Annotated in this window: 20 protein-coding genes; 9 read left to right on the forward strand and 11 right to left on the reverse strand. The window is 70.1% G+C overall.

Annotation, left to right across the window (positions count from 1 at the left end):
- The first annotated feature begins 9 nt into the window (after positions 1-9).
- Complete coding sequence (locus FHR56_RS08650) at positions 10-903, forward strand: LysR family transcriptional regulator (RefSeq protein ID WP_184502471.1); 894 nt, start codon at positions 10-12, stop codon at positions 901-903.
- Positions 904-969: 66 nt separating this feature from the next.
- On the opposite strand, the gene FHR56_RS08655 is transcribed toward FHR56_RS08650, so the two are convergent.
- The 7 genes from FHR56_RS08655 to prmB all read right to left on the reverse strand — a co-directional run bounded on the left by FHR56_RS08655 (position 970) and on the right by prmB (position 9,370).
- A complete protein-coding gene (locus FHR56_RS08655; protein WP_019798168.1) occupies positions 970-1,632 on the reverse strand; it encodes a phosphoribosylanthranilate isomerase in 663 nt (220 codons plus the stop codon).
- Complete coding sequence (truA, locus tag FHR56_RS08660; protein ID WP_160947111.1) at positions 1,629-2,402, reverse strand: tRNA pseudouridine(38-40) synthase TruA; 774 nt, start codon at positions 2,400-2,402, stop codon at positions 1,629-1,631. The genes FHR56_RS08655 and truA overlap by 4 nt, the downstream gene beginning before the upstream one ends.
- Positions 2,403-2,637: 235 nt before the next feature.
- On the reverse strand, positions 2,638-4,629 hold the full coding sequence (locus FHR56_RS08665; protein ID WP_160947151.1) for a FimV/HubP family polar landmark protein: 1,992 nt from the start codon (positions 4,627-4,629) through the stop codon (positions 2,638-2,640).
- Positions 4,630-5,170: 541 nt separating this feature from the next.
- On the reverse strand, positions 5,171-6,196 hold the full coding sequence (locus FHR56_RS08670) for an aspartate-semialdehyde dehydrogenase (RefSeq protein ID WP_160947112.1): 1,026 nt from the start codon (positions 6,194-6,196) through the stop codon (positions 5,171-5,173).
- A 103-nt stretch (positions 6,197-6,299) separates the two neighbouring features.
- Complete coding sequence (locus tag FHR56_RS08675) at positions 6,300-7,337, reverse strand: D-glycerate dehydrogenase (protein WP_160947113.1); 1,038 nt, start codon at positions 7,335-7,337, stop codon at positions 6,300-6,302.
- Positions 7,330-8,433 (reverse strand): chorismate synthase, encoded by a 1,104-nt coding sequence (gene aroC, locus FHR56_RS08680; RefSeq protein WP_160947114.1) that lies wholly within the window; start codon positions 8,431-8,433, stop codon positions 7,330-7,332. Before aroC ends, FHR56_RS08675 begins: the two co-directional genes overlap by 8 nt.
- 10 nt (positions 8,434-8,443) lie before the next feature.
- A complete protein-coding gene (prmB, locus tag FHR56_RS08685) occupies positions 8,444-9,370 on the reverse strand; it encodes a 50S ribosomal protein L3 N(5)-glutamine methyltransferase (protein WP_160947115.1) in 927 nt (308 codons plus the stop codon).
- Positions 9,371-9,449: 79 nt separating this feature from the next.
- Between prmB and FHR56_RS08690 the strand changes: the two genes are divergently transcribed.
- Positions 9,450-10,100 carry an SCO family protein gene (locus FHR56_RS08690; protein WP_010340523.1) on the forward strand — a complete coding sequence of 217 codons (651 nt, stop codon included), beginning with the start codon at positions 9,450-9,452 and terminating at the stop codon, positions 10,098-10,100.
- The gene (gene asd / locus FHR56_RS08695) at positions 10,097-10,942 is read left to right on the forward strand and encodes an archaetidylserine decarboxylase (RefSeq protein ID WP_160947116.1); all 846 of its coding nucleotides are present in this window, start codon (positions 10,097-10,099) and stop codon (positions 10,940-10,942) included. Before FHR56_RS08690 ends, asd begins: the two co-directional genes overlap by 4 nt.
- Positions 10,943-11,524: 582 nt before the next feature.
- Here the strand turns inward: asd and FHR56_RS08700 are convergent.
- The gene (locus FHR56_RS08700) at positions 11,525-13,126 is read right to left on the reverse strand and encodes a transglycosylase SLT domain-containing protein (protein ID WP_160947117.1); all 1,602 of its coding nucleotides are present in this window, start codon (positions 13,124-13,126) and stop codon (positions 11,525-11,527) included.
- Between the two features lie 332 nt (positions 13,127-13,458).
- Here FHR56_RS08700 and FHR56_RS08705 point away from each other — a divergent pair, with 332 nt between their 5' ends.
- Positions 13,459-14,964, forward strand: a complete 1,506-nt coding sequence (locus FHR56_RS08705) for a helicase HerA-like domain-containing protein (protein ID WP_160947118.1) — start codon at positions 13,459-13,461, stop codon at positions 14,962-14,964.
- 58 nt (positions 14,965-15,022) lie between these two features.
- Positions 15,023-15,475: a GFA family protein gene (locus FHR56_RS08710; RefSeq protein WP_160947119.1), complete on the forward strand. Its 453-nt coding sequence runs from the start codon at positions 15,023-15,025 to the stop codon at positions 15,473-15,475.
- 129 nt (positions 15,476-15,604) lie between these two features.
- On the opposite strand, the gene nudK is transcribed toward FHR56_RS08710, so the two are convergent.
- Complete coding sequence (nudK, locus tag FHR56_RS08715; protein WP_160947120.1) at positions 15,605-16,207, reverse strand: GDP-mannose pyrophosphatase NudK; 603 nt, start codon at positions 16,205-16,207, stop codon at positions 15,605-15,607.
- 256 nt (positions 16,208-16,463) lie between these two features.
- On the opposite strand from nudK, the gene FHR56_RS08720 reads away from it, so the two are divergent.
- On the forward strand, positions 16,464-17,744 hold the full coding sequence (locus tag FHR56_RS08720; protein ID WP_160947121.1) for a hypothetical protein: 1,281 nt from the start codon (positions 16,464-16,466) through the stop codon (positions 17,742-17,744).
- Positions 17,745-17,806: 62 nt separating this feature from the next.
- Here the strand turns inward: FHR56_RS08720 and FHR56_RS08725 are convergent, their stop codons facing one another.
- A complete protein-coding gene (locus FHR56_RS08725; RefSeq protein WP_160947122.1) occupies positions 17,807-19,246 on the reverse strand; it encodes a rhomboid family intramembrane serine protease in 1,440 nt (479 codons plus the stop codon).
- A 108-nt stretch (positions 19,247-19,354) separates the two neighbouring features.
- Here FHR56_RS08725 and greB point away from each other — a divergent pair, with 108 nt between their 5' ends.
- Complete coding sequence (greB, locus tag FHR56_RS08730; RefSeq protein WP_019801381.1) at positions 19,355-19,861, forward strand: transcription elongation factor GreB; 507 nt, start codon at positions 19,355-19,357, stop codon at positions 19,859-19,861.
- A 42-nt stretch (positions 19,862-19,903) separates the two neighbouring features.
- On the opposite strand, the gene rimO is transcribed toward greB, so the two are convergent.
- Positions 19,904-21,310, reverse strand: coding sequence for a 30S ribosomal protein S12 methylthiotransferase RimO (rimO, locus tag FHR56_RS08735; RefSeq protein WP_160947123.1), 1,407 nt, complete (start codon positions 21,308-21,310; stop codon positions 19,904-19,906).
- A 36-nt stretch (positions 21,311-21,346) separates the two neighbouring features.
- Between rimO and FHR56_RS08740 the strand changes: the two genes are divergently transcribed.
- Both FHR56_RS08740 and FHR56_RS08745 read left to right on the forward strand, forming a co-directional pair.
- On the forward strand, positions 21,347-22,999 hold the full coding sequence (locus tag FHR56_RS08740; RefSeq protein WP_184502472.1) for a recombinase family protein: 1,653 nt from the start codon (positions 21,347-21,349) through the stop codon (positions 22,997-22,999).
- A gap of 154 nt (positions 23,000-23,153) precedes the next feature.
- On the forward strand, positions 23,154-24,668 hold the full coding sequence (locus tag FHR56_RS08745) for a conjugal transfer protein TraG N-terminal domain-containing protein (protein WP_160947125.1): 1,515 nt from the start codon (positions 23,154-23,156) through the stop codon (positions 24,666-24,668).
- Positions 24,669-24,678: the final 10 nt, after the last annotated feature.

Here is a 24,678-nt window from a genome sequence, read left to right on the forward strand (position 1 = left end):
AAAACTCACATGACAAGCCCGCGCCGCCTGCCCTCGCTCAACGCCCTGCGCGCGTTCGAGGCCGCCGCGCGGCTGCGCAGCGTCGGCGCCGCGGCGGCGGAACTGCACGTCACCCACGGCGCGGTCAGCCGCCAGGTGCGGCTGCTGGAACAGGAACTGGGGCTGCCGCTGCTGCAGCGCGACGGCCGCGGCATCCGCCCGACCGCCGCCGGCACGCGCCTGTGCGAGGCCGCCGGCACCGCTTTCGCGCAGTTGCACGAGGCGGTGGCGGAGCTGCGCCGCCCCGCGCGCCCGGCCGCGCTGGTGCTGGGCTGCCCCGGCAGCATCCTGGCCCGCTGGATGATCCCGCGGCTGCAGGCGCTGCAGCGCGACTTGCCGGCGCTGACCCTGCACCTGTCCGCGCACGAAGGCGACTTCGCCGCCGACCTGGACGGCCTGGATGCCGCCCTGCTGCTGGGCCAGGCGCCGTGGCCGGCGGACTGGCAGGTCCGCGTGCTGGCGCCGGAGCGGATCGGCCCGGTGCTCAGCCCCGCCCTGCCGCAGGCGCCGGCACTGGCCACGGCCGCGCCGGCAGCGCTGCAGGCGCTGCCGCTGCTGCACACGGTGTCGCGCCCGCAGGCGTGGCCGGCTTGGGCCGAGGCACAGGGACTGGCACCGGCGCAGTTGCGCTACGGCACCGGCTTCGAACACCTGTACTACCTGCTGGAGGCGGCGTTGGCCGGAATCGGCGTGGCGATCGCGCCACAGCCGCTGGTCGCCGACGACCTGGCCAATGGCCGCCTGCTGGCGCCGTGGGGCTTCGTCGCCACCGGCGGGCAGTGGGCGCTGTGCACGCGCCGCGAGGTGCAGGACCCGCGGGTCGGCGCGCTAGCCCAGTGGCTGACGCAGGAGCTGCAGCGCTGAGCTCGACGGACCGCAGGCGACGCCGCGACCGCCTGCCTGCCCTTCCGCCGCGACGCGCTGCCGCGCTCAGCAGTTCGTATTCAACTCGTGGCAGTCGGCGCGGCGCACTTCCTCGACGAACTTGCGCATCTTGTGGCCGTCCTTGATGCCGGGCTGGCTCTCGATGCCGCTGGACACGTCCACGCCCCACGGCAGCGTGGCGATGATCGCGTCGAACACGTTGTCGCCATTGATGCCGCCGGCGAGCAGGAACGGCCGGTGCAGGCCGGTGGGCAGCCGCGACCAGTCGAAGGTCTTGCCCGAGCCGCCGCTTTCGCCCGGGGCGTGGCTATCGAACAGGAAGCCGGCGGCGTTGGGGTACTGCAGTTGCAGGGTGCGCGCGTTGACCTCGCCGCCGCCCATCGGCACCGCCTTCAGGTACGGCAGGTTGAAGCTGCGGCAAAAGCCGTCGTCCTCGTCGCCGTGGAACTGCAGCAGGGTCGGACGCACGGTGCGCAGGACCTCGCGCACCTCGTCCTTGGGGTTGTCGCGGAACAGCGCCACCACGTCGACCATGGGCGCGGCGGCCTGGCGCATCGCCCGCGCCTCGGCCGGCGCCACTCGCCGCGGGCTGCCATGGGCGAACACGAACCCGATCGCGTCCACGCCCAACTCGCCTGCCAGGCGGATGTCGCCGGCGCGGGTCATGCCGCAGAACTTGATGCGGGTGCGATACAACGTGCGATTCATAGCGTGACCTCGTCCGGAAGCGTCCAGTGGGCGGGATAGAGGGGACCGACGAACACCAGGCCCTGCGGCGGTGCCGTCGGGCCGGCGACGCGGCGGTCGCGTCCCGCGAGCAGTTCGCCAATCCAGGACACCGGCTTTTCGCCCGTTCCCACCATGACAAGGGAACCAACGATATTGCGCACCATGTGATGAAGGAATGCATTGGCCTGGACCTGGATCTCGACCAGGTCGCCGCTGCGGCTCACGGTGATCGACTGCAGCTCGCGGCGCGCGTGCAGCGCCTGGCACTGCACGCTGCGGAAGGCGCTGAAGTCCTGCTCGCCCAGCAGTGCCTGCGCCGCCGCGTGCATGGCCTCGGCCTGCAGCGGGCGCCGCTCCCAGCTCAGGGTCTGCCGGTACAGCGCCGGGCGCACCTGGCGGTTGAGCAGGCGGTAGCGGTAGCGGCGCGCGCGCGCCGAGAAGCGCGCATGGAAGTCGTCGGCCACCGGTACGCACCAGCGCACGCACACCGAGGGCGGCAGCCGCGCGGTGGCGCCCAGCATCCAGCCGCGCGCCGGGCGCGGCGCATCGCAGTCGAAATGCACCACCTGGCATTCACCGTGGACGCCGGCATCGGTGCGGCCGGCGCAGACCACGCTCACCGGCGCGTCGGCCACCGACGACAGCGCCGTCTGCAGCGTGGCCTGCACGCTGGGGCCACCGCTCTCGCCGAGCTGCTGCCAGCCCTGGAACTCGCTGCCGTCGTACTCCACGCCTAGCGCGTAACGCATGGCGACCTCCACTGCAGTCGGACACGGGCGTCGGCCCGCTGCGTGGCCGCCTCGCGCCTGGAACAGCACAGCACGCCTGTCACTACGCAGCCGTGGCGGCTGTGCCCCGACAAGACGGGATGCGTGCACGCGCGGACGCCCGCGCTCGCCCACCGCCGACGGGCAGGGTGCCGCGCCGCCGTCCCGCTCCAGGCCGGACGGCCGCGGCGAGCGCGCCGCGCGCCGCCTGCCCGCATCAGTCCAGCCGTCCCAACAATTGCAGCGCCTCGGCGCGCGCGGCCGGGTCGCCGCTGGCCGCGACCTCGGTCAGCAAGGTACGTGCGGTCTCGTTGTCGCCCAGGTCCATGTACGCCACCGCCAGTTCCAGCCGCTCGCGGCCCACCGGCGGATACGGCGACGGCGCTTCGGCCGGTGCCGGTGCCGGTGCGGCAGGCTCCGGTGCGGCAGGCTGGTGCCAGGTCGGCTCCTGCCGGCCGGCGCCTGCGTCGCTGTCGACAGGAAGGTCGCTGCTCGGCACCGCGGACAGCGACGGCGGTTGCCGCCAGGACCTCTCGGCCGCGGACTCGACGGCCGGGGCGGCCTCCGGATGGGTGTCGGCCGGGTCGACGGAATGCAGGTCGTCGTTGCCCGCGGACAGCGGCGCATCGGCCGACGCATGGCGCATCGACTGCTGCGCCAGCACGCGCTCGAAGGCGTCGTCGTCGAGCGTGGCGTGGTGGTCGGCGTGATCGTCGGCAACGTGGTCGACGCGCTCCCACGCCGGCAGCGCCTCCTCGTCGCGGGCGGCCGCAGCCTCCTCGACCAACGGCTCGGGTTCCAGCGGCGGCAGTTCCGGCGCATCGACATCGCGGTGCGCGACCACCGGCACCGCGGCCCTGGCCGCCAGTGCCGCGTCGTCGTCGCGCGGCAACGGCGGCAGCGGCGACGGCTTGCGCCGGCGCGACAGCACCCAGGCGCCAAGGCCCAGCACCAGCAGGCTCAGCCCGCCCCACAGCCACAGCGGCCAGCCGGTATTGGCCGGCGCCGGCGCGGCCGCGGCGGCCGGCGCCGCCTGCCCGGCCTGGGCCAGGCGCTTCTGCGCCGCGGCCAGGTCGCTGTCCTTCAGCGCGATCAGTTGCTGCTGCTGGGCCTTGAGCTTTTCGAGCTGCTCCACCCGCGAGCGCAGTTCCTGGACCTCGGCATCGCGTGCCGCGAGGTCTTCGCGCGCCTGCTGCAATTGTTGGGTCGCCACCATGTCTCCTTCGTCGCCGGCACCGGTGCCGGACTTGGTTCCCGCCTCGCGGCGCGTCGCCGGCACCGCCGGCGCGATTTCCAGGCGCGCGCCGGACGCGGCCGCCGTCGCCGCGGCGGCCGGCTTGGCTGCGGCCTGCGCGGTCGCCGCGTCCTGCTGCGCCTGTGCCGGCTGCGGCACCGGCGCGCGCGCCTGGCGCCATTGCGCCGCCTGCTCGCGCACTACGGCCTCGGCCGCGGCGGCATCCAGGCTGGCCAGGTCCTCCTCGCGCGGCGTGCGCAGCACCGCGCCCTGCTTGAGCAGGTTGAGATTGCCGCGGATGAAGGCGTCCGGGTTGGCGCGCAGCAGCGCGACCATGGTCTGATCGAGCGAATGGCCGTTGCCGCGCGCGAGCTGGCCGGCGATCTGCGACAAGGTCTGCCCGGCGCGCACCGGCGCCAGCGCATCGCCTGGCGCGGCAGCAGGAGCCGGCGTCGGACGCGGCGCGGCGGCCGGCCTCGCACTCGGCGTCGCTGGCGTCGCGGCGGCCGCCGGCGCTGGGGCGGCCGTGGATGCCTCGCGGGTGATGCGGTCGGACGGCTGCGCCGCGGCCGGTGCATCGATCGCCGGCGCGTCGATCGCCGCGGCGGTGTTGGGGGCGTCGATCAGTGCCGAATACTCGCGGATCAGCCGCCCCTGGCCCCAATCGACCTCGATCAGGAAGCTCAGCGACGGCACGTCGACCGGCATGCGGCTGCTGACCTGGATCACCACGCGGCCCTTGCGGGTCTGGGTGAAGCGGAACTGCAGATCGCTGACCAGGCCCTGCGGACGCTCCAGCCCGACCCGTGCGAAGGTCGCCGGCGAGGCCAGCGCCACCCGCGCCCGCTCCAGTTCGCCCGGTTCGTTGGAGATCACCGGGATCTCGGCCAGGAACGGCTCGCCCGGCTTGGACAGCACGCGGATATCGCCCAGGCCCAATGCCAGCGCCGCCTGGCTGCAGGCCAGCAACAGCAGCGCCGCGGCCGCGCGACAGACATGGCGCAGCCCGGGCGCGGTGGACACCGCATCGCCGCTGCGGCGACGGAACAAACGTGGTTGTAGGCGCATCCCGCCCCTGCCCCTTGGAGTCATGTCGTCAATATATATGAAGCCGGGATTGGGGATTTGGGATTTGGGATTCGTTGCGGGCAGGGCACTGCAGCGGCGAGGGTGTGGTCGCGGGTGCGCGAGCGGCTTCTCTCCCTTTTGCGGGATCAGTGACCGACGAACGCTGCAACGCCCTTGTCTTGTAGGAGCGGCTTCAGCCACGATGGCGTTCCCGGGAACGCTTCGTCGCGGCTGAAGCCGCTTCTACGGATGCGCCCGTCATCATCGCGCCCGCAGGCGTTATCGCATCTTCTTCTTGCAGCACGATACGGACCCCGGACACGACAACGGCCAGGGCATGCGCCACTGGCCGCTGCGTGATTGCCTGGAGATCCCGCGCTTCGCAGCGCCGAAACGGCGCTGCGCGGCTCTTACGAATCCCCAATCCCGACTGCCAAATCCCGGCCCCTCAGCCCTCCTGGGCCACCAGCTCGGCCAACTGCACCGCATTGAGCGCGGCGCCCTTGCGGATGTTGTCGGCCACCACCCACAGGTTGAGGCCGCGCGGGTGCGAGAAGTCCTCGCGGATGCGGCCGACGAACACCGGGTCCTTGCCGGAGGCATGGGTCACCGGGGTCGGATAGCCGCCGGCCTTGTGCTCGTCGACCACCTCCACGCCGGCGGCGTTGCGCAGCAGTTCGCGCGCCTGCTCCGGGGTGATCTTGCGCTTGGTCTCGATGTTGACCGCCTCCGAGTGGCCGAAGAACACCGGCACGCGCACCGCGGTGGGGTTCACCAGGATGCTGCTGTCCTCGAGGATCTTCTGCGTCTCCCACACCAGCTTCATCTCTTCCTTGGTGTAGCCGTTGGGCTGGAAGTCGTCGATGTGCGGGATCAGGTTGAAGGCGATCTGCGCCTGGAACTTCTGCGGCTCGATGTCCTGGAACGCCAGCAGCTGCGCGGTCTGCTTGCCCAGTTCCTCCATGCCCGAGCGGCCGGCGCCGGACACCGACTGGTAGGTGGCCACGTTGATGCGCTCGATGCTGTATTTCTTGTGGATCGGCGCCAGCACCGGCATCAGCTGCATGGTCGAGCAGTTGGGGTTGGCGACGATGCCGCGCGGACGGTTCTTCAGGGCGTGCGGGTTGACCTCCGACACCACCAGCGGCACGTCGTCGTCGTAGCGGAAGGTCGAGGAGTTGTCGATCACCACCGCGCCGGCCGCGGCGAACTTCGGCGCGTACTCCTTGGAGATGCCGCCGCCGGCGGAGAACAGCGCGATGTCCACGCCGGTCGGGTCGAAGGTGGCCAGGTCGAGCACGGTGACCTTCTGGCCGTTGAACTCGACCTGGCCGCCGGCCGAGCGCTCGGAGGCCAGCGGGTACAGCGTGGCGACGGGAAAACCGCGCTCGGCAAGGATGCTCAGCATGGTTTCGCCGACGGCACCGGTGGCGCCGACGACGGCGACGTTGAAACGACGGGTTGCATTGCTCATGGAAGGATTCGATCCGCAGGAAGAAAAAAGGGGAGGAACAGCCGCACTGCCACGTGGATTCGGGGAACCTGCCGTGCGCGCCGCGCACAGGGCCGCAGGCTCCCTATCGTTTTTTGTCCGCCATCGCCCGCGCGCCGCCGCCGGCCGCGGCGATCGCGTCCAGGTTCAGCGCATTGGGCGGACGCCCGGCGTCGGCACCGATGCCCAGCGCGGCAAGCAGGTTGTCCACCGCCAGCGCCACCATCGCGCGGCGCGTGGCCACGCTGGCGCTGCCGATGTGCGGGGTCAGCACCACGTTGCGCAGCGCCAGCAGTTCCGGACGGATCGCCGGCTCGCCTTCGAATACGTCCAGCCCGGCCGCGGCCAGGCGCCCATTGGCCAGTGCGTCGGCCAGCGCGACTTCATCGACCAGACCGCCGCGGGCGATGTTCACCAGCGTCGCGGTCGGCCGCATCCTGGCCAGGGCCGCCGCGTCGACGATGTGGTGCGACTGTGCGCTGTACGGCAGCACCAGCAGCAGGTGGTCGGCGCGCGCCAGCAGTGCGTCGAAGCCGACGTACTCGGCGCGATGTGCACGCTCCACCTCGGCCGGCAGGCGGCTGCGGTTGTGGTACAGCACGCGCATCGAGAAGCCGGCGGCGCGGCGCGCGATGGCCTGGCCGATCCGGCCCATGCCGAGGATGCCCAGCGTGCTGCCGTGGACATCGGCACCCAGCATGGTCTGGAACGACCACTGCTGCCACTGCCCCGCGCGCAGCCAGCGTTCGGCCTCGCCGATGCGCCGCGCGGCGGCCATCAGCAGGGCGAAGCCGAGATCGGCGGTGGTCTCGGTGAGCACGTCGGGGGTGTTGGTGGCGACGATGCCGGCCGCGCTGAGCGCGTCCAGGTCCAGATTGTTGTAGCCGACGCCCACGTTGGCGATGGCGCGCAACCGTGGCGCCCCGGCGATCTCGGCGGCGCCGATGCGTTCGTTGAGGGTGACCAGGGCGCCGTCCAGCGGCGCCAGCGCCTGCGCCAGGTCCTGCGGCGAATACTTGGTCACGTCCGCGGTGGTGGTCAGCGCGCAATGCGCGCCCAGCCGTGCGACGACATCGTCGAACAGCGGCTGGCTGACCCACACCCGCGGCCGCGACTCAGCCATCGCCACCGCCGGGGATGCGCGGCGTCACCGTGCCGACGTCGCCGCATTGCGCGCGGTGGCGCAGCGCCTGGTCCATCAGCACCAGCGCCATCATCGCCTCGGCGATCGGGGTGGCGCGGATGCCGACGCAGGGATCGTGGCGGCCGGTGGTGATCACGTCCACCGCCTGCCCGTCCACGTCCACCGTGGCGCCGGGCAGGCGCAGGCTGGAGGTGGGCTTGAACGCGACCGAGACGACGACCGGCTGGCCGGTGGCGATGCCGCCGAGCACGCCGCCGGCGTGGTTGGACTGGAACCCGTCGGGCGCGATCAGGTCGCGATGGTCGGTGCCCTTCTGGGTCACCGCGGCGAAGCCGTCGCCGATCTCCACGCCCTTGACCGCATTGATGCTCATCATCGCCGCGGCCAGCTCGCCGTCGAGCTTGCCGTAGACCGGCTCGCCCCAACCCGCGGGCACGCCGTCGGCGACCACGGTCACGCGCGCGCCGATCGAATCGCCGGACTTGCGCAGCGCATCCATGTATGCCTCCAGTTCCGGCACCTGCGGCGCGTGCGGCCAGAAGAACGCGTTGTCTTCCACCGCGTCCCAGGCGAAGCCCTGCGGCAGCAGCGGCCCGAGCTGGGACAGGTAGCCGCGCACGCGTACGCCGTAGCGCTGCGCCAGCCACTTCTTGGCGATCACGCCGGCGGCCACGCGCATGGTGGTCTCGCGCGCGGACGAGCGTCCGCCGCCGCGCGGATCGCGGATGCCGTACTTCTGCCAGTAGCTGTAGTCGGCATGGCCGGGGCGGAACTGCCGGGCGATGTCGGTGTAATCCTTGCTGCGCTGGTCGGTGTTGCGGATCAGCAGGCCGATCGGGGTGCCGGTGGTGCGGCCCTCGTAGACCCCGGACAGGATCTCGATGGCGTCGGCCTCGCGCCGCGCCGAGGTGTGCCGGCTCTTGCCGGTGGCGCGGCGCTGCAGGTCGTGGGCGAATTCGCTGGCGTCCAACTCCAGCCCCGGCGGGCAACCGTCGACCACGCAGCCGATCGCCGGCCCGTGCGATTCGCCGAAGGTGGTGACGGTCAGCAGCGTGCCGAAACTGTTCGCGCTCATGGCCGTGGCGTCACCGGTCCGCGGCCAGCGCGGCGATGCGCGCGTGGTGCGTCAGCAGTTCGCTGCGCTCCACCGCGAAGATGCCCATCTGCCCGACCTTGAACTCGACCCAGGCGAAATCCACTTCCGGCAGCAGCTGCGCCAGCGCGCGCTCGGACTCGCCGACCTCGCAGATCAGCAGCCCGTCCTCGCTCAGGTGCGCCGGGGCGTCGCGCAGGATCTTCAGCGCCAGGTCCAGCCCGTCGTCGCCCGCCCGCAGGCCAAGCTCCGGCTCGTGCGCGTATTCCGGCGGCAGCGCGTCGGTCTCGGCATGGGTGACGTAGGGCGGATTGGTCACGATCAGTTCGTAGCGGCGCCCGCCCAGCCCGGCGAACAGGTCGGACTTGACCAGTTCGACGTTGTCGGCCAGCAGCCGTTCCTTGTTCTCGGCGGCCAGGCTCAGCGCGTCGTCGCTGATGTCGACCGCGTCCACCTGCCAGTTCGGGTTGTAGTGGGCCATGGCGATGGCGATGCAGCCCGAGCCGGTGCACAGGTCCAGCGCGCGCTCGACCGGGCGGCCGGCCAGCCACGGCTCGAAGCCGGCCTCGATCAGTTCGGCGATCGGCGAACGCGGCACCAGGGCGCGCTCATCGCTCTTGAAGCTGAGCCCGGCGAACCAGGCCTCGCCGGTGAGGTAGGCGGCGGGGATGCGCTCGGCGATGCGGCGCTCGAACAGCGCCAGCACCTGTGCCTTCTCCGGCGTGGTGACCCGCGCGCTGCCGTAGGCCGGGCCCAGGTCGTGCGGCAGGTGGAGCGCGTGCAGCACCAGTTGCGTGGCCTCGTCCAGGGCGTTGTCGTAGCTGTGGCCGAAGCTCAGCCCGGCGGCGTTGAAACGGCTGGTGCCGTAGCGGATCAGGTCGATGATCGTGTGGAGTTCGGCGGCCGCGTCGGCAGTCATGGCAACAGGCAAGGCAATGTGGCCCCCGATTATAGAGGCCCGGCCGCTATGATGAGCGTTCGTTGCATGGGAAATCAGTATGTTCAACCGCACCTTCGGCATCGTCCTGGTGGTTGCCCTGGCCGCCGGCCTGGGGCTGCTGCTGGCCCAGAAGTACTTCGGCGGCAGCGCCGCCCCGGCCTGGCCGGAGACCCGCACGGTGCGCATGTATCCGCAGCCGCGGCCCCTGCCCGACTTCCACCTGCGCCAGACCGACGGCACGCCGCTGGTGCCGGGCGAACTCAAGGGCCACTGGACCCTGGTGTTCCTGGGCTTCACCGCCTGCCCGGACGTGTGCCCGACCACCCTGGCCGACCTGGCGCGCGCGCAGAAGCAATGGGAGACGCTGCCGGACACGCTGCGCCCGCGCGTGCTGTTCGTCTCGGTCGACCCGCAGCGCGACACCCTGCCGCGGCTGGGCGAGTACGCCCATGCCTTCCACAAGGACACCATCGCCGCCACCGCCGACGTGCCCGAGCTGGAGCGCTTCGCCACCGCGCTGGGCTTCGTGTTCCAGAAGGTGCCGGGCAAGCACTACGCCGAGAACCCGAACGACTACAGCATGGACCACTCCGCCGCGATCGCGGTGCTCGACCCGCAGGGCCGCCAGGCCGGGCTGATCCGCCCGCCGTTCGATGCCGCGGCGATCGCCGCCGACCTGCAGGCCCTGACCAAGGCCACCGCCCCATGAGCCTGACCACCCGCCTGACCTACGTGCTGCCGCACCGGCTGCTGTCCTCGCTGGCGCGGCGCCTGGCCTATTCCTCGCGCCCCGGGCTGAAGCAGTGGCTGATCGACACGGTGGTGCGCCGCTTCGGCGTGGACCTGAGCGAGGCCGCGCAACCGGATGCGCGCGCCTACCCGACCTTCAATGCCTTCTTCACCCGTGCGCTGAAGCCCGGTGCGCGCGTCGCCGACCCCGACCCGCAGGCGCTGCTGATGCCGGCCGACGGTCGCATCAGCCAGCTCGGCCGGATCGAGGACGGGCGCATCTTCCAGGCCAAGGGGCAGTCGTTCACCGCCGCCGAACTGCTCGGCGACGACGCCGCGGCGGCGCCGTTCGCCAACGGCCTCTATGCCACCGTGTACCTGTCGCCGCGCGACTACCACCGCGTGCATATGCCGTGGACCGGCACCTTGCGCGAAACCGTGCACGTGCCGGGGCGGCTGTTCAGCGTCGGCACCGACGCGGTGCGCAGCGTGCCGCGCCTGTTCGCGCGCAACGAGCGCCTGGTCTGCCATTTCGACACCGACTTCGGCCCGATGGTCTCGGTGATGGTCGGCGCGCTGCTGGTGTCCGGCGTGGAAACCGTGTGGAGCGGCGTGGAGATCCCGCGCTACGCCGACCGCATCACCCGCAAGGATTGGCGCGGCAAGGGCATCACCCTGCAGCGGTTCGAGGAAATGGCGCGCTTCAACTACGGCTCCACGGTGATCGTGCTGCTGCCGCCGGGCGTGGCCGCGTTCGATCCGGCGCTGGCGGCGGAATCGCCGGTACGGCTGGGCCAGGCGCTGGCGCGGCTGGTGCGCTGAAGCGAGAGAGGGCCACGCTGCGGCCCTTTCTCTTGAGGAGCGCCTTTGTGGGAGGGACTTCAGTCCCGACGCATGGGCGGTGGAAGGACCGCCTTTCCCTGCGATGGATGACGGCAAGCCACACGCCCGAAACTGCGCATGGCCCGCCCCTCATCCGGCGCTACGCGCCACCTTCTCCCGGGGGGAGAAGGGATTGGATCGCGCCTTGTCTCGCAACTGGTGTGCAGCGACAGCCCCACTATGGGAGGGACTTCAGTCCTGACGCATGGACGGTGGAAGGACCGCCTTTCCCTGCAATGGATGACGGTAAGCCACACGCCTGAGACTGCGCATGGCCCAACCCTCATCCGGCGCTGCGCGCCACCTTCTCCCGGGGGGAGAAGGGATTGGATTGCGCTTTTGTCTCGCAACTGGTGTCCAGCGACAGCCCCGCTATGGGAGGGACTTCAGTCCCGACGCATGGACGGTGGACGGGCCGCCTTTCCCTGCAATGGATGACGGCAAGCCACACGCCCGAGACTGCGCATGGCCCGACCCTCATCCGGCGCTGCGCGCCACCTTCTCCGCGGGCAGAAGGGATCCCTACTTCTCGCAGCCCACCAGCTTCAGCGACTGGCCCGGCTTCAACGCATAGCCCGGGGCGCGCAGGCCGTTGGCCTTGGCCAGTTCCTTCAGGTCGCAGTCGTGGCGGTCGGAAATCCGCCCCAACGTGTCGCCCTTGGCCACGCGGTAGCTGCGCACCTGCTTCTGCTTGGGCTTGGCCGGCGCGGGACGGCCGGTGGCCACCGTGGTCGGCACGCCGGCGACCGGACTGACGTCGCCCACCGCCACGTTGCCGGTGAGGTCGGCGGCCGGCGCCGGGCTGCCGCTGCGCACCGCGGCAGTGACGTCGGCGGTGATCAGCGCGCGCGCCAGGTCGGCGCGCGGGCCGCTGACGCAGTAGCGGTTGTACAGGCCGACGATCTTGGTGGTGGCGTTGATGGTCACCCCGGCCGGGATCCAGCCGTCCGGCTCGTAGCGCGGGTTAAGGTTGCGCAGCGCGCGCATGTAGCCGTCGCGGGTGCCGTCGCTGCCCAGGCAGATGGTCAGTTCGTAGATGGTGGTGGACTTGGCCAGGCGCAGCGTGGCCGGCTGCGCATTGATCTTGGGGAAGGCCACGCCGTACTGCTGCGGGTGCAGGAAGATCCACGCCGCGGCGATCACCATCGGCACGTAGTCCTTGGTCTCGGCCGGGAACTGGTTGTACACCGAGGCGTCCCAGAAGCTGCGGCCTGGCATCTGGTTGAACACGCGCGCCGCACGGCCTTCGCCGCCGTTGTAGCCGGCCAGGGCCAGTTCGACGCTGCGGTTGAGCTCGGCCATGCGCTCGTTGATGTAGACCGCGCTGGCCTCGGCGGCACTGCGGGCGTCGTAGCGGGTATCGAAGCCGGTGCCGTCCGGGCCCAGGCCGAAACGGCGCCCGGTGGCCGGCATGAACTGCATCAGTCCGGCGGCGCCCACCCGCGAATTGGCGTGCACGCGGCCGTTGGACTCCTTGGCGATGATGCCGAACAGCAACGCCTCCGGCAGGCCGCGCTTCTCCCACTCCGGCCACATGATCGCGCGCAGGTTCTGGTAGTTCTCGTAGCTGCTCATCAGCGCCGGGCGCATGTCGGTCAGCCAGCGGCGGATGCCGGCCTGCACCGCCGGGTTGTACTCCACCATCGAATCGAAGGCGTGGCGCTTGTCGTTGAGCAGGCGCGCCGCGCGCGCGGCTTCCGGCACGTCGGCGGCCAGCGGGCTGATGTGGTCGGGGTCGGCCTGCAGCGGCGCCGCGTCTTCGTCGTCGGCGGCATCGGTATCGCTGGCCTGGACCTGCGCGTCGGTCTTGGCCTTGAGCAGGCGCTTGTACGCGCCCAGGTAGGTGCCGACCTCGCAGCCACGCTGCTTGATGCAGGCCTGGATCACGTCCTCGATGTCTTCCAGCGCGGCGTCGCTTTCCTGGGTGCCCTTGGGGTCGCTGTTGCCGACCAGCACCATGGCGTCGTTGTAGCGCTTCTCGGCGGCGGCCAGGCGCTGATCGAGGACGGCAATGGCGGCCTGGTCGCGGGCGGACACGCGGGCATGGGCGGCAGGAGCGGTGCAGGTCAGCGCCACGGCAGCCGCGACGGGCCACGCGTGGGTGAAGCGAAACGGAAGGGGCATGGTGGGACGCGGCGACGGAAAGGCCGCAGGGTAGCCCCCGCCGTCGCATCGCGGCAAGGTCGCCGCGGCCCTGGCCCGACCCGCGGCGGGCCGACGTTCATGGCCGGCGCGCGTCCCGCGCTGCAACACGGGCACCGCGCGCACCGCGCCCGCGCCCCGCGATGCCGTCGCCACTCCCGTGCCGCAGCATCGAACGGCCAAACCACGCAAAGACGCCATTTCGCGCGGTGCGCCGGTGTCCGCATGGCGTCGCGGCGCGCCTGGCGCACCCGTGCGCGTTCGGCCATCCCGCAGACGCTCTAGAATCCAGGCATCTCATTGCGGACCCCGATATGGACCCGATCCTGCTAGGCAGAGGCGTGACCGACGACATCGCGGTGCTGCTGCAACCGCGCCTGGGCAACCGCCACGGCCTGGTCGCCGGCGCCACCGGCACCGGCAAGACCGTGACCCTGATGACCCTGGCCGAAGGCTTCTCGCGGATCGGCGTGCCGGTGTTCCTGGCCGATGTGAAGGGCGACGTGGCCGGCCTGGCGATGCCCGGCGACGGCAGCGAGAAGGTGCTGCAACGCGCCAGGGAGATCGGCGTGACCGACTACGCCCCGGCCGCCAACCCGGTGGTGTTCTGGGATCTGTACGGCCAGCTCGGTCATCCGGTGCGCACCACCGTCAGCGAGATGGGCCCCACCCTGCTGGCGCGCGTGCTGGAACTCAACGACACCCAGGCCGGCGTGCTCGACATCGTGTTCAAGCTGGCCGACGACCGCGGCCTGCTGCTGCTCGACCTGGACGACCTGCGCGCGCTGCTGGCGCTGGTGGTGGAAGAGCGCAAGGACATCTCCACCGAATACGGCCTGGTCAGCGCGCAGTCGGTGGCGGCGATCCAGCGCGCGCTGCTGCGCCTGGCCCAGGACGGCGGCGAAGGTTTCTTCGGCGAGCCGGCACTGGACCTGGCCGAGCTGATGCGGGTCGACCACGACGGCCGCGGCGTGATCGGCATCCTCGCCGCCGCGCAACTGGTGCTCAAGCCGCGGCTGTACTCGACCTTCCTGCTGTGGCTGCTGTCGGAACTGTTCGAGCAACTGCCGGAAGTGGGCGACCTGGACAAGCCCAAGCTGGTGTTCGTGTTCGACGAGGCGCACCTGCTGTTCGACGACGCGCCACCGGCGCTGGTGCAGCGCATCGAGCAGGTGGTGCGGCTGATCCGCTCCAAGGGCGTGGGCGTGTACTTCTGCTCGCAGTTCCCCGACGACGTGCCCGACAGCATCCTCGGCCAGCTCGGCAACCGCGTGCAGCACGCGCTGCGCGCCTACACCCCGCGCGACCAGAAGGCGGTGCGCACCGCCGCCGACACCTTCGTCGCCAATCCCAAGCTGGACGTGGCCAAGGCCATCTCCCAGCTCGGCACCGGCGAGGCGCTGGTGTCCACGTTGCAGGACAAGGGCGTGCCATCGCCGGTGCAGCAGACCCTGATCGCGCCGCCGCGCTGCCGCATGGGCGCGATCACCGAGGCCGAGCGCGCGCAGGTGCGCGCCGGCAGCCCGGTCGGCGCGCGCTACGACACGCCGGTCAACCGCGAATCGGCGGCGGAAATGCTGGCGCGCCGCGTCGAGCAGAGCGCCGACCGCAGCGCCGCGCCGCCAGCACGCACCCGCGAACAGGACGAGGCGCAGGACAGCGGCTTCGGACAGGCGGTCAAGGACGCGGTGTTCGGCACCAAGCGCCGCCAGGGCATGCTCGAGGCGATGGCCAAGCAGACCTCGCGTACCATCGGCAACCGCATCGGCCAGCAGATCGTGCGCGGCATCTTCGGCAGCATCTTCGGTGGCAAGCGCTGAGCGGAGCCGATGCCAAAGGACGCTCCAGCATGGACAGAAACGCGATGAGCGCCTCTCAATGATGTCGCGTGCGGACAAGCTGACAACGCTCCAGGGAAGCTGCCACTGCGGCTGCCTGACCGTCGCGTTCTCGACGGATCAATCGGCAGAGGACATCCGTCCGCGCGCCTGCGACTGCAGCTTCTGCCAGAAGCATGGTGCGGCATACGTTTCCGATCCCGCCGGCACGCTGCGACTGACGGCCACGCATGCCGAGGCCGTGCATCGTTATCGCCAGGGCGCAGAGGCCGCCCACTTCCAGCTGTGCCGCCAGTGCGGGGTACTGGTCGCGGTCACGTTCGAGCATCAGGGGCGGCTTTACGGTGCCGTCAATGCCGGCTGTCTGAACAAGACGCCGGCGCTGGGGGCCGCAGCGCCGGTTTCTCCGCAATGGCTGGACGCCGAAGCAAAAATGGCCCGATGGCTGCAGGCGTGGGTGCCGGACGTGCAATGGGTCATCGCTGACACCTGAGCATGCCTGCCGCACACCGTCGCCACCAGCGATCGACAGGCCCGGCCTGCAGAACGCTCGATTCGCAGGTATCCGCGGCCTTCGATCCAGGCGATGCCACGCGCAGATACAACAACCGACAACGCTACGCTAGGCCAGCAGCCCGTGCAGCTTGGCGTACTGCAGCAGCATGATGGTCTTGGCGTCGGCAATCTCGCCGGTGTCGATCATCGCCAGCGCGGCATCGAGCGCCAGCTCCAGCACCTCGATCTCCTCGCCCTCGGCGGCCACGCCGCCGCCGGCGCCGACCTTGTCGCGGTCCACGTATTCGCCCACGAAGAAATACAGCCGCTCGGTCACCGAGCCCGGACTCATGAACGCCTCGAACACCTTGCGCACGTTCTCGATCCGGTAGCCGGTCTCCTCTTCGGTTTCCTTGCGGATGCAGGTCTCCGCATCGTGGCGATCGAGCAGCCCGGCGCAGGCCTCGATCAGCATGCCGTCGGGATTGCCGTTGAGCAGGGTCGGCAAGCGGAACTGGCGGGTCAGCATCACCGTGCCCTTGGCGCGGCTGTACAGCAGGATGGTGGCGCCGTTGCCGCGGTCGTAGGCCTCGCGCGTGAGCGTCTGCCAGCGGCCGTCCTGGCGCTGAAAATCGAAGCTGACCTTGCGCAGCACGTACCAGTTGTCCGACAGCACTTCGATGTTGGTGACGCGCACGCGCGGATTGCCGGAAACGAAGGAAGGGTCCAAGCGAAGCTCCAAGGGGGAATGGGGGAATGCGCAGCGCGTGTGCACGACCATCGGCATGGCATTGCGCTGTCCACGCTCGGGCGCAGTGTAGCGAGCCGGCGCACGGCGACGGCGGCGTGGAACGCGCGTTGCGCAGTCGACCACACAATGGCTGCAGGCAACCCAAGGGCCCCACCAGAGGTTTGCCCGGCGGCCCACGATTGCGCGCGCCGCGGCCGACCCGCACAATCGTCACACTTCGTAGACAGGGGGCGTCATGGAAGACCGTCGTCGCGCGGCCGCAAGCCGCGCCCATCGCAGCACACCCGAGCCGTTCTGGGCGCGCACCCGCGCCATCGCGCTGTATCCGTTGCACGGCGGCGCACTGTACGCGCTGATCGCGCTGACCCTGTGCAGCCTGCTGGGCCTGCTGCCCGGCATCGGCTGGATCCTGAGCATCGTCACCACCCTGGCGATCTACAAGTACGCCTTCGAGATCCTGCGCCACACCGCCGACGGCTACCTGGACGCGCCGGAACGCGGCTTCGACATCGGCGACGGTGTGGTCGTGCGGCTGTTTGCGCTGATGATCGTGCTCGGCGTGGCGGTGTTCGCGGCGCTGCTGCTGACCGGGCCGGTCGGCGGCCTGCTGATGCTGCTGGCGGTGGTGCTGCTGCAGCCGGGCTTCCTGATTTCCCTGGCGATGGACGGCAGCCTGCGCCGTGCGCTGAACCCGGCGGTGTCGATCGGCTTGGCGCTGCGCATCGGCTGGCCTTACCTGGCCGCGTTCGGCCTGCTGTTCGTGATCCAGGCCAGTGCGCTGGGCGCCGCCGCCTGGCTGCAGCGCGCCCTGCCGCCGCTGGTCGCCGACCTGGCGGTCACCGTGGTGACGATCTGGGGCCTGTTCGCGGCCTTCCACCTGATGGGCTATCTGGTCTACCAGTATCACGCGGTGCTGGGCTACGAACCGGCCGCCGACGCGGCAGGTGCGTTCGCCCGCCATGACCCGGACCAGCGCGTGCTCGACGAGGCCGAGCAATTGGTGCGCGACGGCCACACCGACGACGCCTTGCAGGTGCTGCGCAGCGAAGTGCGCAGCCGCGCGGTGAGCCTGGGCGTGCACGAGCTGTACCAGCGCCTGCTGCGCGGCAGTGCGCGCCAGGAAGAACGCCGCGAGCATACCCGCCAGTACATCCACCGGCTGCTGCAGGAAAAGCAGGAACGCCGGGCGCTGGCCCTGCAGCGCGAGGCGCTGGATGCCGATCCCGACTTCGCGCCGCTGCTGCCGGAACAGGCCACACTGCTGGCCGAACGCGCGCAATTGGCCGGGCAGTTCCGGCTCGCCGCCGACGGCCTGCAGGCTGCGCTGCGTGCCTGGCCGAAAGCGCCGGAACGCAGCGCCTGGTCGTTGCAGGCCGCCTTGCTGCTGGCCGAACGCTTCGGCGAGGACGCGCGGGCCCGCGACCTGCTGGAGGACGCGCTGAACCACTGCGACGACGAGGTGCAACGCGGCAAGCTGCAGGCGGCGTTGCGCGCGGTGACGATCGCGCCGGTCTAGCGTGGGTCGTGCGCGGCGCGGGGGCACGCTGACGCGCCCCGCTTCCGCGCCCGGCAGCGCCCTCACGCGTTGGCGAGCAGGAACCGCGCCTTGTCCGCCTGCGGCAGGTCTGGATAACGCGCGACCAGCGCCTCCAGCACGCGCCGCCACTCCGTCGTGGCCTGGCGTTCGCCATGGCCCAGCGCCAGCCGGAACCAGGCCTGCGCCTGCTGCTCGCGCGACGAGACCGCATCCTGCGCCAACAGCGCCTCGGCCTCGGCCAGCAGCCCCAGCGCCATCCAGCGCGCGAACAGCGCCGCGCGCGTCGACGCATCCAGATCGCCGGCCGCGGCAAGCACTGCCGCCTGCTGCTGCGCCTCCTGCACGGACGGCGCCGCCAGGCGCAGCACGTCCAACGCGCGCAGCCGCGCCGTCGCGACCTGGCCGGCGTTGGCGGCCAGGCGATAGCGCGCCAGCGCCACATCGAAGCGCTGCGGCGCTTCGGCAGCCAGCGCGTCCAGCAGCGCGCCGGCCTGGAAGTGTTCCATCCGGCCCAGATGCGTCTGCGCGCGGTCCCAGCGGTCGTCGGCCGGCACCCCGTCATCGTCGCGCAGGAACGCCTCGCGCGTCTGCCCGGTCGCCACCAGCACGGCACCGAGCAGTGCGCCGACCACCAGCCCGCCGGCATGCGCGTCGAAGCCGATGCCTGCATCGCCGTTGAGCAGCAGGTTGTACAACTCCCAGCCCAGCCACAGCGGCAGCAGCACGATGGCCGGGGCGCGCACGTAGTCGAACAGCACCGCCGCCCAGTAGAAGAAGCGCACCGGACGACGCCCCCACACCACGCAGAACGCGCCCATCAATGCGGCAATGGCACCGGAGGCGCCGAGCCCCGCCCCGGCTTCGCCCCAACGCCACCACAGGCTCGCCGCGCTGGCACCGAACGCACCGAGCAGGTACACCGCCAGGAACCGCCAGCCGCCGATCGCGCCTTCCAGCAAGGTGCCCAGCGCCAGCAGGAACAGCATATTGCCGACCAGGTGCAGGGCGTCGGCATGCAGGAAGGCCGACGTGAGCATGCGTGCCGGCGCCCATTCGGAGCTGCGCTGCACATGGCGCAGGGTGAACACGCGCTGCAGCAGCGCGTCGTAGCGCGCGCGCAGCGGCGCCCAGGCCTGCCGGGCATCGGCGTCCGCGAATGCGCTGCCGTCGCGCATGGCCTGCACGAAGCGCACGTCGTGCAGGGTGGCGGCGCCGACGAAGGCCGGCCGCTCCGCCGCCGGCACCTGCTGCAGCCGTGCCAGCGCCTCGCGCTCGCCACTGCGCTCCAGGTAGCGCGCATAGGCCGGCGCTTCCAGCGCGCCGAGTCCGGAGTCCAGGTACACGCGCAGCGCCTGCCGCAGCGGCGCCCCGTCGTGGCGCTGCCAGCCCACATAGACCGCGACGTTGAGCAGGATCAGCAGCAGCGTGACCAATGGGAAGTTGTCCCGCGACAGCGGCTTGTGCAGCGGCAGGATCAGCATCGGGCGACGTTCGTGTGCGGGGCGGCGCCAGCTTCGGCCATCGCCTGCGGGTGCGCAAGCCGCAGGCACGCGCTAGCATCGCCACCCCGCTCCACCGCAGTCGCATCGATGAGCCGCTGGCGTCCCCCTGCCGAGAAAAGCACCGCCCTGATCACCCCGGAAGGCCATGCCCGGCTCAAGGCCGAACTGGACGAACTGTGGCGGGTGCGCCGCCCCGAGGTGGTCAAGGCACTGGCCGCGGCCGCGGCCGAGGGCGACCGTTCGGAGAACGCCGAGTACACCTACCGCAAGAAGCAACTGGGCGAGATCGACCGCCGCGTGCGCTACCTGAGCAAACGCCTGGAAGCGCTGCGCGTGGTCGCCGAGGCGCCGTCGGACCCTCAAGCGGTGTTCTTCGGCGCGCACATCGAACTGGAGGACGCCGACAGCGGCGAACTGCGCCGCTACCGCATCGTCGGCCCGGACGAGACCGACGCGGCGCGCGGCTGGATCAGCATCGATTCGCCGCTGGCGCGGGCCCTGCTGAAGAAGCGCGTCGACGACGAAGTGGAAGCGCAGCTGCCCGGCGGCCGCCACAGCTTCGTGGTGGTGGCGGTGGACTACGCCACGCCCTGAGCGCGCGGCGCCGTGGCGCCCCGCATGCGGCCGCCTGCGGCCTCAGAGCACCCGCAGGTCCAGTGGCCGCGCCGGCGCCGCGGGCGCCGGCAGCGCATCGCCGAACAGGTCGTGCTCGTCGCTGTCGGTGATCTCCACCTGCACCAGGTCGCCCGGCTTGAGCCCGAGTTCGCCGCCGTTCTGGATATGCACCAGGCCATCGATCTCCGGCGCATCGGCCTTGGAGCGCGCCACCGCGATGCCATCCTCCAGCAGGTCGACCAGGCACTCCTGCACGCTGCCGATCTTGGCTTCCAGACGCGCGGCGGAAATCGCTGCCTGCCGCTCCATGAAGCGCGCCAGCCGCTCCTGCTTGAGTTCTTCCGGCACCGGATCCGGCAGCGCATTGGCGCTGGCGCCCTCCACCGGCGAATAGGCGAACGCACCGACGCGGTCCAGCTGCGCGGCGTCCAGGAACTCCAGCAACTGCTCGAACTCGGCGTCGGTCTCGCCGGGGAAGCCGACGATGAAGGTCGAACGCAGCGTGATCTCCGGGCACAGCGCGCGCCAGCGCTGCACGCGCTCCAGGGTGCGCTCCACCGCGCCCGGCCGCTTCATCAGCTTGAGGATGCGCGGGCTGGCATGCTGGAACGGGATGTCCAGGTACGGCAGCAACTTGCCCTCGGCCATCAACGGAATCACGTCGTCCACGTGCGGATACGGGTACACGTAGTGCAGGCGCGCCCACGCGCCCAGTTCCGACAGCCCCTCGCACAGCGCCTTCATCCGCGTCTGGTAGGCGCGGCCGCGCCATTCGCGCTCGGCGTACTTGAGGTCCACGCCATAGGCCGAGGTGTCCTGCGACACCACCAGCAACTCGCGTACCCCGCCCTTCACCAACCGCTCGGCCTCGCGCAGTACCTCGTCGACCGGGCGCGACACCAGGTCGCCGCGCATCGACGGAATGATGCAGAAGCTGCAACGGTGATTGCAGCCTTCGGAAATCTTCAGGTAGGCATAATGCCGCGGCGTCAGCTTGACCCCGATGTCGTCCTCGGCGCCCCGCGCACGCGGCAGCAGGTCCACGAACGGGTCGTGGCGCGGCGGCAGCGCCGCATGCACCGCTTCCATCACGCTCTGGTAGTCCTGCGGGCCGGACACCGCCAGCACGTCCGGATAGGCCGCGCGGATCTGCTCCGAACGCTTGCCCAGGCAGCCGGTGACGATGACCTTGCCGTTCTCGGCCATGGCCTCGCCGATCGCCTCCATCGACTCGGCCACTGCCGAATCGATGAAGCCGCAGGTGTTGACCACCACCACGTCGGCCGCGTCGTAGCTGGGCACGATCGCGTAACCCTCCACGCGCAGTTGGGTGAGGATGCGTTCGGAATCGACAAGGGCTTTGGGGCACCCAAGGCTTACCATACCTATACGCGGCTGTCGGGCCGCCTGTGCAGTCGTTTCTGTCATGTGGGGTGAACTGTGAATGGTCTTGTCTATAGCTACATGCGCTTTTCCGACCCGAGCCAGGCGGCCGGCCACAGCCGCGAGCGCCAGGAGGCGTACGCGTCAAAATGGGCGGCGGAGCACGGTCTGCAGCTGGACAACAAGCTCACGATGCTGGATGAAGGGCTGTCAGCCTATCACCAGCGGCACGTGACGTCAGGAGCGCTCGGGGCGTTTCTGGCGGCGGTACAGGCCGGGCGGATCGAGGCGGGATCGGTGCTGGTGGTCGAAGGACTCGACCGGCTTTCGCGCGCCGAGCCGATCCAGGCACAGGCGCAACTGGCCCAGATTGTAAATGCCGGCATCACGGTAGTCACCGCCAGCGACGGCAAGGCCTACAGCAGGGAGCGACTGAAGGCGAACCCCATGGACCTCGTCTACAGCCTCTTGCTGATGATCCGCGCCCACGAGGAGAGTGACACCAAGAGCAAGCGGGTCAAGGCGAGCATCCGCTGGCTGTGCGAGGGATGGCAGGCGGGGACGTACCGCGGCCGGATCCGCCAGGGGCACGATCCCGAATGGTTGCGCGAAGTGCCCGGCGGGCCCAACAACGGTTGGGAGCTGGTTCCCGAGCGTGTCGCGGCCGTGCGCAGAGCCGTGGCCTTGTACGTCCAGGGTGCAGGTGGACTGCGCATCATGCAGGTCCTTGACGCTGAGGGTCTGCAGCTCTACACCACCAGCAAAAACCACGCGCCCCAGTTCTACCGACTGATCAAGATGCCCCAGTTGGTGGGCAACATGCCCGTGAGGGTCGATGGCGAGGAGTTCCTGTTGGAGGGGTACTACCCCGGAGTTCTCAGCCAAGCGGAATGGGAGGAGTTGTGCCGGGTCCGTGCCCAGAGCGGACGACGGCGCGTCAAGGGCGACCTTCCCCATGTCATCACTGGGATCGGTATCACAACCTGCGGCTATTGCGGCCGCGCCATGTGTGGACAGAACCTCGCGTCCAAAAAGCGCCTGCCCGACGGGCGCATCAGAGACGGGTACCGAAGGCTGTTGTGTTGTTCCAACGCTTCGTTCGGCGACGGCTGTAGCGTCAAGGCCAGCACCAGTGTGGCGCCGATCGAGCGGGCGCTCATGAAGTACTGCAGCGACATCATCAATCTGCAGGCGCTCTTCGGCGCCGAGGGCATCGACGCACCTCGTGCCCGGGCCGCTTCCGCGCGGGCGAAGGTGGCCGAGATCAACGCGCAACTGGAGAAGGTGATGGATGCCATGCTGGCCACGTCAGGGGAAGGAACCCCGCAGGTGTTCGCGCGCCGCGCGCGCGCCCTGGAGAAGGATCTGCACGATGCCGAGAGCGCCCTGAGAGATGCCGAACTCGAACTTGGGAAGGTCAGTCGCAGGGATCTGCGAGGGGCCGACCAGGCATGGCGTGACCTTGCCGCTGGCGTTGAAGCCCAGGAGATCGAGGCCCGACTGCGCGCACGACAGTTGGTAGCAGATACCTTCGAGCGGATAGTGATCTATGCCCGTGGCATGCGACCCGATCCAGAAGCCAGCGGACGCGACTACTCCATAGACGTCGTCCTCGTGGGACGCGGAGGCAACGCACGCCTGCTCCAGATTGACCGAGAGGGCAATCTGCTCCAGGCCGAGGATGTCGCTCACCTGCAGGCTGTCGAGGTCGAGCCACCCAGGCATTCAACATAGCGCCGCACCTGACAAAGGCCATCGGCATCCCCTACGCCATGCCGGATCGGCCGCCAACTGGTATGCGGTACTAAAGCCAAACTGATTTCCTCGGGCCGACCAAGTCGTCGGCAGCCATCATGCCCGGCAGGTCACAAATGACGCCGAGGCATCCATGACGCTCTACACGACGGACTACCTAGAGTACTACCTCACACTCGTGGGATGGATCGTCCAGAACGGCATCTGGAACATCCTCGTCGCGAGCGGAGCCTTCGCCCTCCCCTTCGTCGCGATCGTTGTCCAGGAGTGGCTTCGCGCACGGGGCGAAGGCGCCGACGAAGGCAACAAAGGTGTGCTGTCGGCCGCCCGGATCGAGAACCGGGTGTGGGTGGCCGTGGTGGTCATCCTGTTCGCCGGCATCCCCTTCATCGACGTGGACCTTTCGACGATGCAGTTCGATGCCAGCCGTTCCAAGCAGTGCAAGGTCGATATGGCCGTCCCCCAGGACACGCGGTGGTCGAATGCGTTTACGACACTCAACAACCAGAGCGCGCGAGTGCCGGTGTGGTGGTTCTTCATGCACGCGATTTCCAAGGCCGTGACCGGGGCCGCCGTCGCAGCGATCCCCTGCGGAACAGATCTACGGCAGATGCGGATGGAGATCGACAGCACGCGCATCAACGATCCTGTGCTGGCGCAGGAAGTGGCCGACTTCACGCGGGACTGCTACGGGCCCGCGCGGGCCAAGCTCTTCATGGGCCGCCCCGAACTTTCGGATGCCCAGATGGACGACGTGACGTGGATCGGATCCGCCTACTTTCTTGGAACCGGCGGGTACTATGACAGCTACCACTCGCAGACACCCCGAACATCCTGGCCCTACGACGCCACGCGCGACGCAGGGCTGGCACAGGTCGCAAACGGGGGCGGCTACCCGACCTGCAGGCAATGGTGGAACGACGGCGAACGCGGCCTGCGTAGTCGGTTGTTAGCCCAGGTGGATTCCGGTCTCCTGGCCCGCGTTGGGCGCTGGGCGAGCTTCGTGTCGCGCCAGCAGGCGGACGACGCGGTCATCCGGGCGATCGCGGCGCCGCGCCAGCAGACCATGAACCAGGGCCAGGCCTACGCCGACTACGGTGGTCAGGTCGATATGACGCTTCCCAACATCGTCACGCGGGGAGCGGCCGATGCGGGCCTCGCCGTCGGCTCGGTCGGCTTCTTCCCTGCCATGGACGTGATGCGCCAGGCCCTGCCGATGGTGCTGTCGTTCCTCAAGATGGCGATGGTGATCTGCGTGCCGCTCGTCCTGCTGTTCGGCACCTACGACCTCAAGGCCGTGGTGACCATGAGCTGTGTGCAGTTCGCCCTCTTCTTCGTGGACTTCTGGTTCCAGTTGGCCCGCTGGATCGACAGCACCATCCTCGATGCACTCTATGGATGGAGCGGTCCGCACAGCAACCTCGACCCGCTTCTCGGCCTGAACAATGCGTTCGGCGACATGCTGTTGAACTTCGTGATGGCCAGCATGTTCATCGTATTGCCGGGCGTCTGGGTCGCAGCCCTCGGCTGGGTCGGAGTGCAGGCCGGAACGATGGCGCGCATGCTCGCTACGGGCAGCGACGGCGCAAGATCGGCTGGAAGCAAGGGAAGCGACGCAGCCCTCAATGCCGCCATGCGGTCAAAGTGAGCGACGCGAG

The sequence above is a fragment of the Xanthomonas sp. F10 genome (assembly GCF_014206815.1).
Classification (GTDB): domain Bacteria; phylum Pseudomonadota; class Gammaproteobacteria; order Xanthomonadales; family Xanthomonadaceae; genus Xanthomonas_A; species Xanthomonas_A indica.

What these genes read in the sequence shown, in the direction of transcription:
- FHR56_RS08650 (WP_184502471.1), top strand. Translation starts at nt 10, where the DNA reads ATGACAAGCCCGCGCCGCCTGCCCTCGCTCAACGCCCTGCGCGCGTTC.
- FHR56_RS08655 (WP_019798168.1), bottom strand. Translation starts at nt 1,632, where the DNA reads ATGAATCGCACGTTGTATCGCACCCGCATCAAGTTCTGCGGCATGACC.
- truA (WP_160947111.1), bottom strand. Translation starts at nt 2,402, where the DNA reads ATGCGTTACGCGCTAGGCGTGGAGTACGACGGCAGCGAGTTCCAGGGC.
- FHR56_RS08670 (WP_160947112.1), bottom strand. Translation starts at nt 6,196, where the DNA reads ATGAGCAATGCAACCCGTCGTTTCAACGTCGCCGTCGTCGGCGCCACC.
- FHR56_RS08675 (WP_160947113.1), bottom strand. Translation starts at nt 7,337, where the DNA reads ATGGCTGAGTCGCGGCCGCGGGTGTGGGTCAGCCAGCCGCTGTTCGAC.
- aroC (WP_160947114.1), bottom strand. Translation starts at nt 8,433, where the DNA reads ATGAGCGCGAACAGTTTCGGCACGCTGCTGACCGTCACCACCTTCGGC.
- prmB (WP_160947115.1), bottom strand. Translation starts at nt 9,370, where the DNA reads ATGACTGCCGACGCGGCCGCCGAACTCCACACGATCATCGACCTGATC.
- FHR56_RS08690 (WP_010340523.1), top strand. Translation starts at nt 9,450, where the DNA reads ATGTTCAACCGCACCTTCGGCATCGTCCTGGTGGTTGCCCTGGCCGCC.
- asd (WP_160947116.1), top strand. Translation starts at nt 10,097, where the DNA reads ATGAGCCTGACCACCCGCCTGACCTACGTGCTGCCGCACCGGCTGCTG.
- FHR56_RS08700 (WP_160947117.1), bottom strand. Translation starts at nt 13,126, where the DNA reads ATGCCCCTTCCGTTTCGCTTCACCCACGCGTGGCCCGTCGCGGCTGCC.
- FHR56_RS08705 (WP_160947118.1), top strand. Translation starts at nt 13,459, where the DNA reads ATGGACCCGATCCTGCTAGGCAGAGGCGTGACCGACGACATCGCGGTG.
- FHR56_RS08710 (WP_160947119.1), top strand. Translation starts at nt 15,023, where the DNA reads ATGATGTCGCGTGCGGACAAGCTGACAACGCTCCAGGGAAGCTGCCAC.
- FHR56_RS08720 (WP_160947121.1), top strand. Translation starts at nt 16,464, where the DNA reads ATGGAAGACCGTCGTCGCGCGGCCGCAAGCCGCGCCCATCGCAGCACA.
- FHR56_RS08725 (WP_160947122.1), bottom strand. Translation starts at nt 19,246, where the DNA reads ATGCTGATCCTGCCGCTGCACAAGCCGCTGTCGCGGGACAACTTCCCA.
- greB (WP_019801381.1), top strand. Translation starts at nt 19,355, where the DNA reads ATGAGCCGCTGGCGTCCCCCTGCCGAGAAAAGCACCGCCCTGATCACC.
- rimO (WP_160947123.1), bottom strand. Translation starts at nt 21,310, where the DNA reads ATGACAGAAACGACTGCACAGGCGGCCCGACAGCCGCGTATAGGTATG.
- FHR56_RS08740 (WP_184502472.1), top strand. Translation starts at nt 21,347, where the DNA reads ATGCGCTTTTCCGACCCGAGCCAGGCGGCCGGCCACAGCCGCGAGCGC.
- FHR56_RS08745 (WP_160947125.1), top strand. Translation starts at nt 23,154, where the DNA reads ATGACGCTCTACACGACGGACTACCTAGAGTACTACCTCACACTCGTG.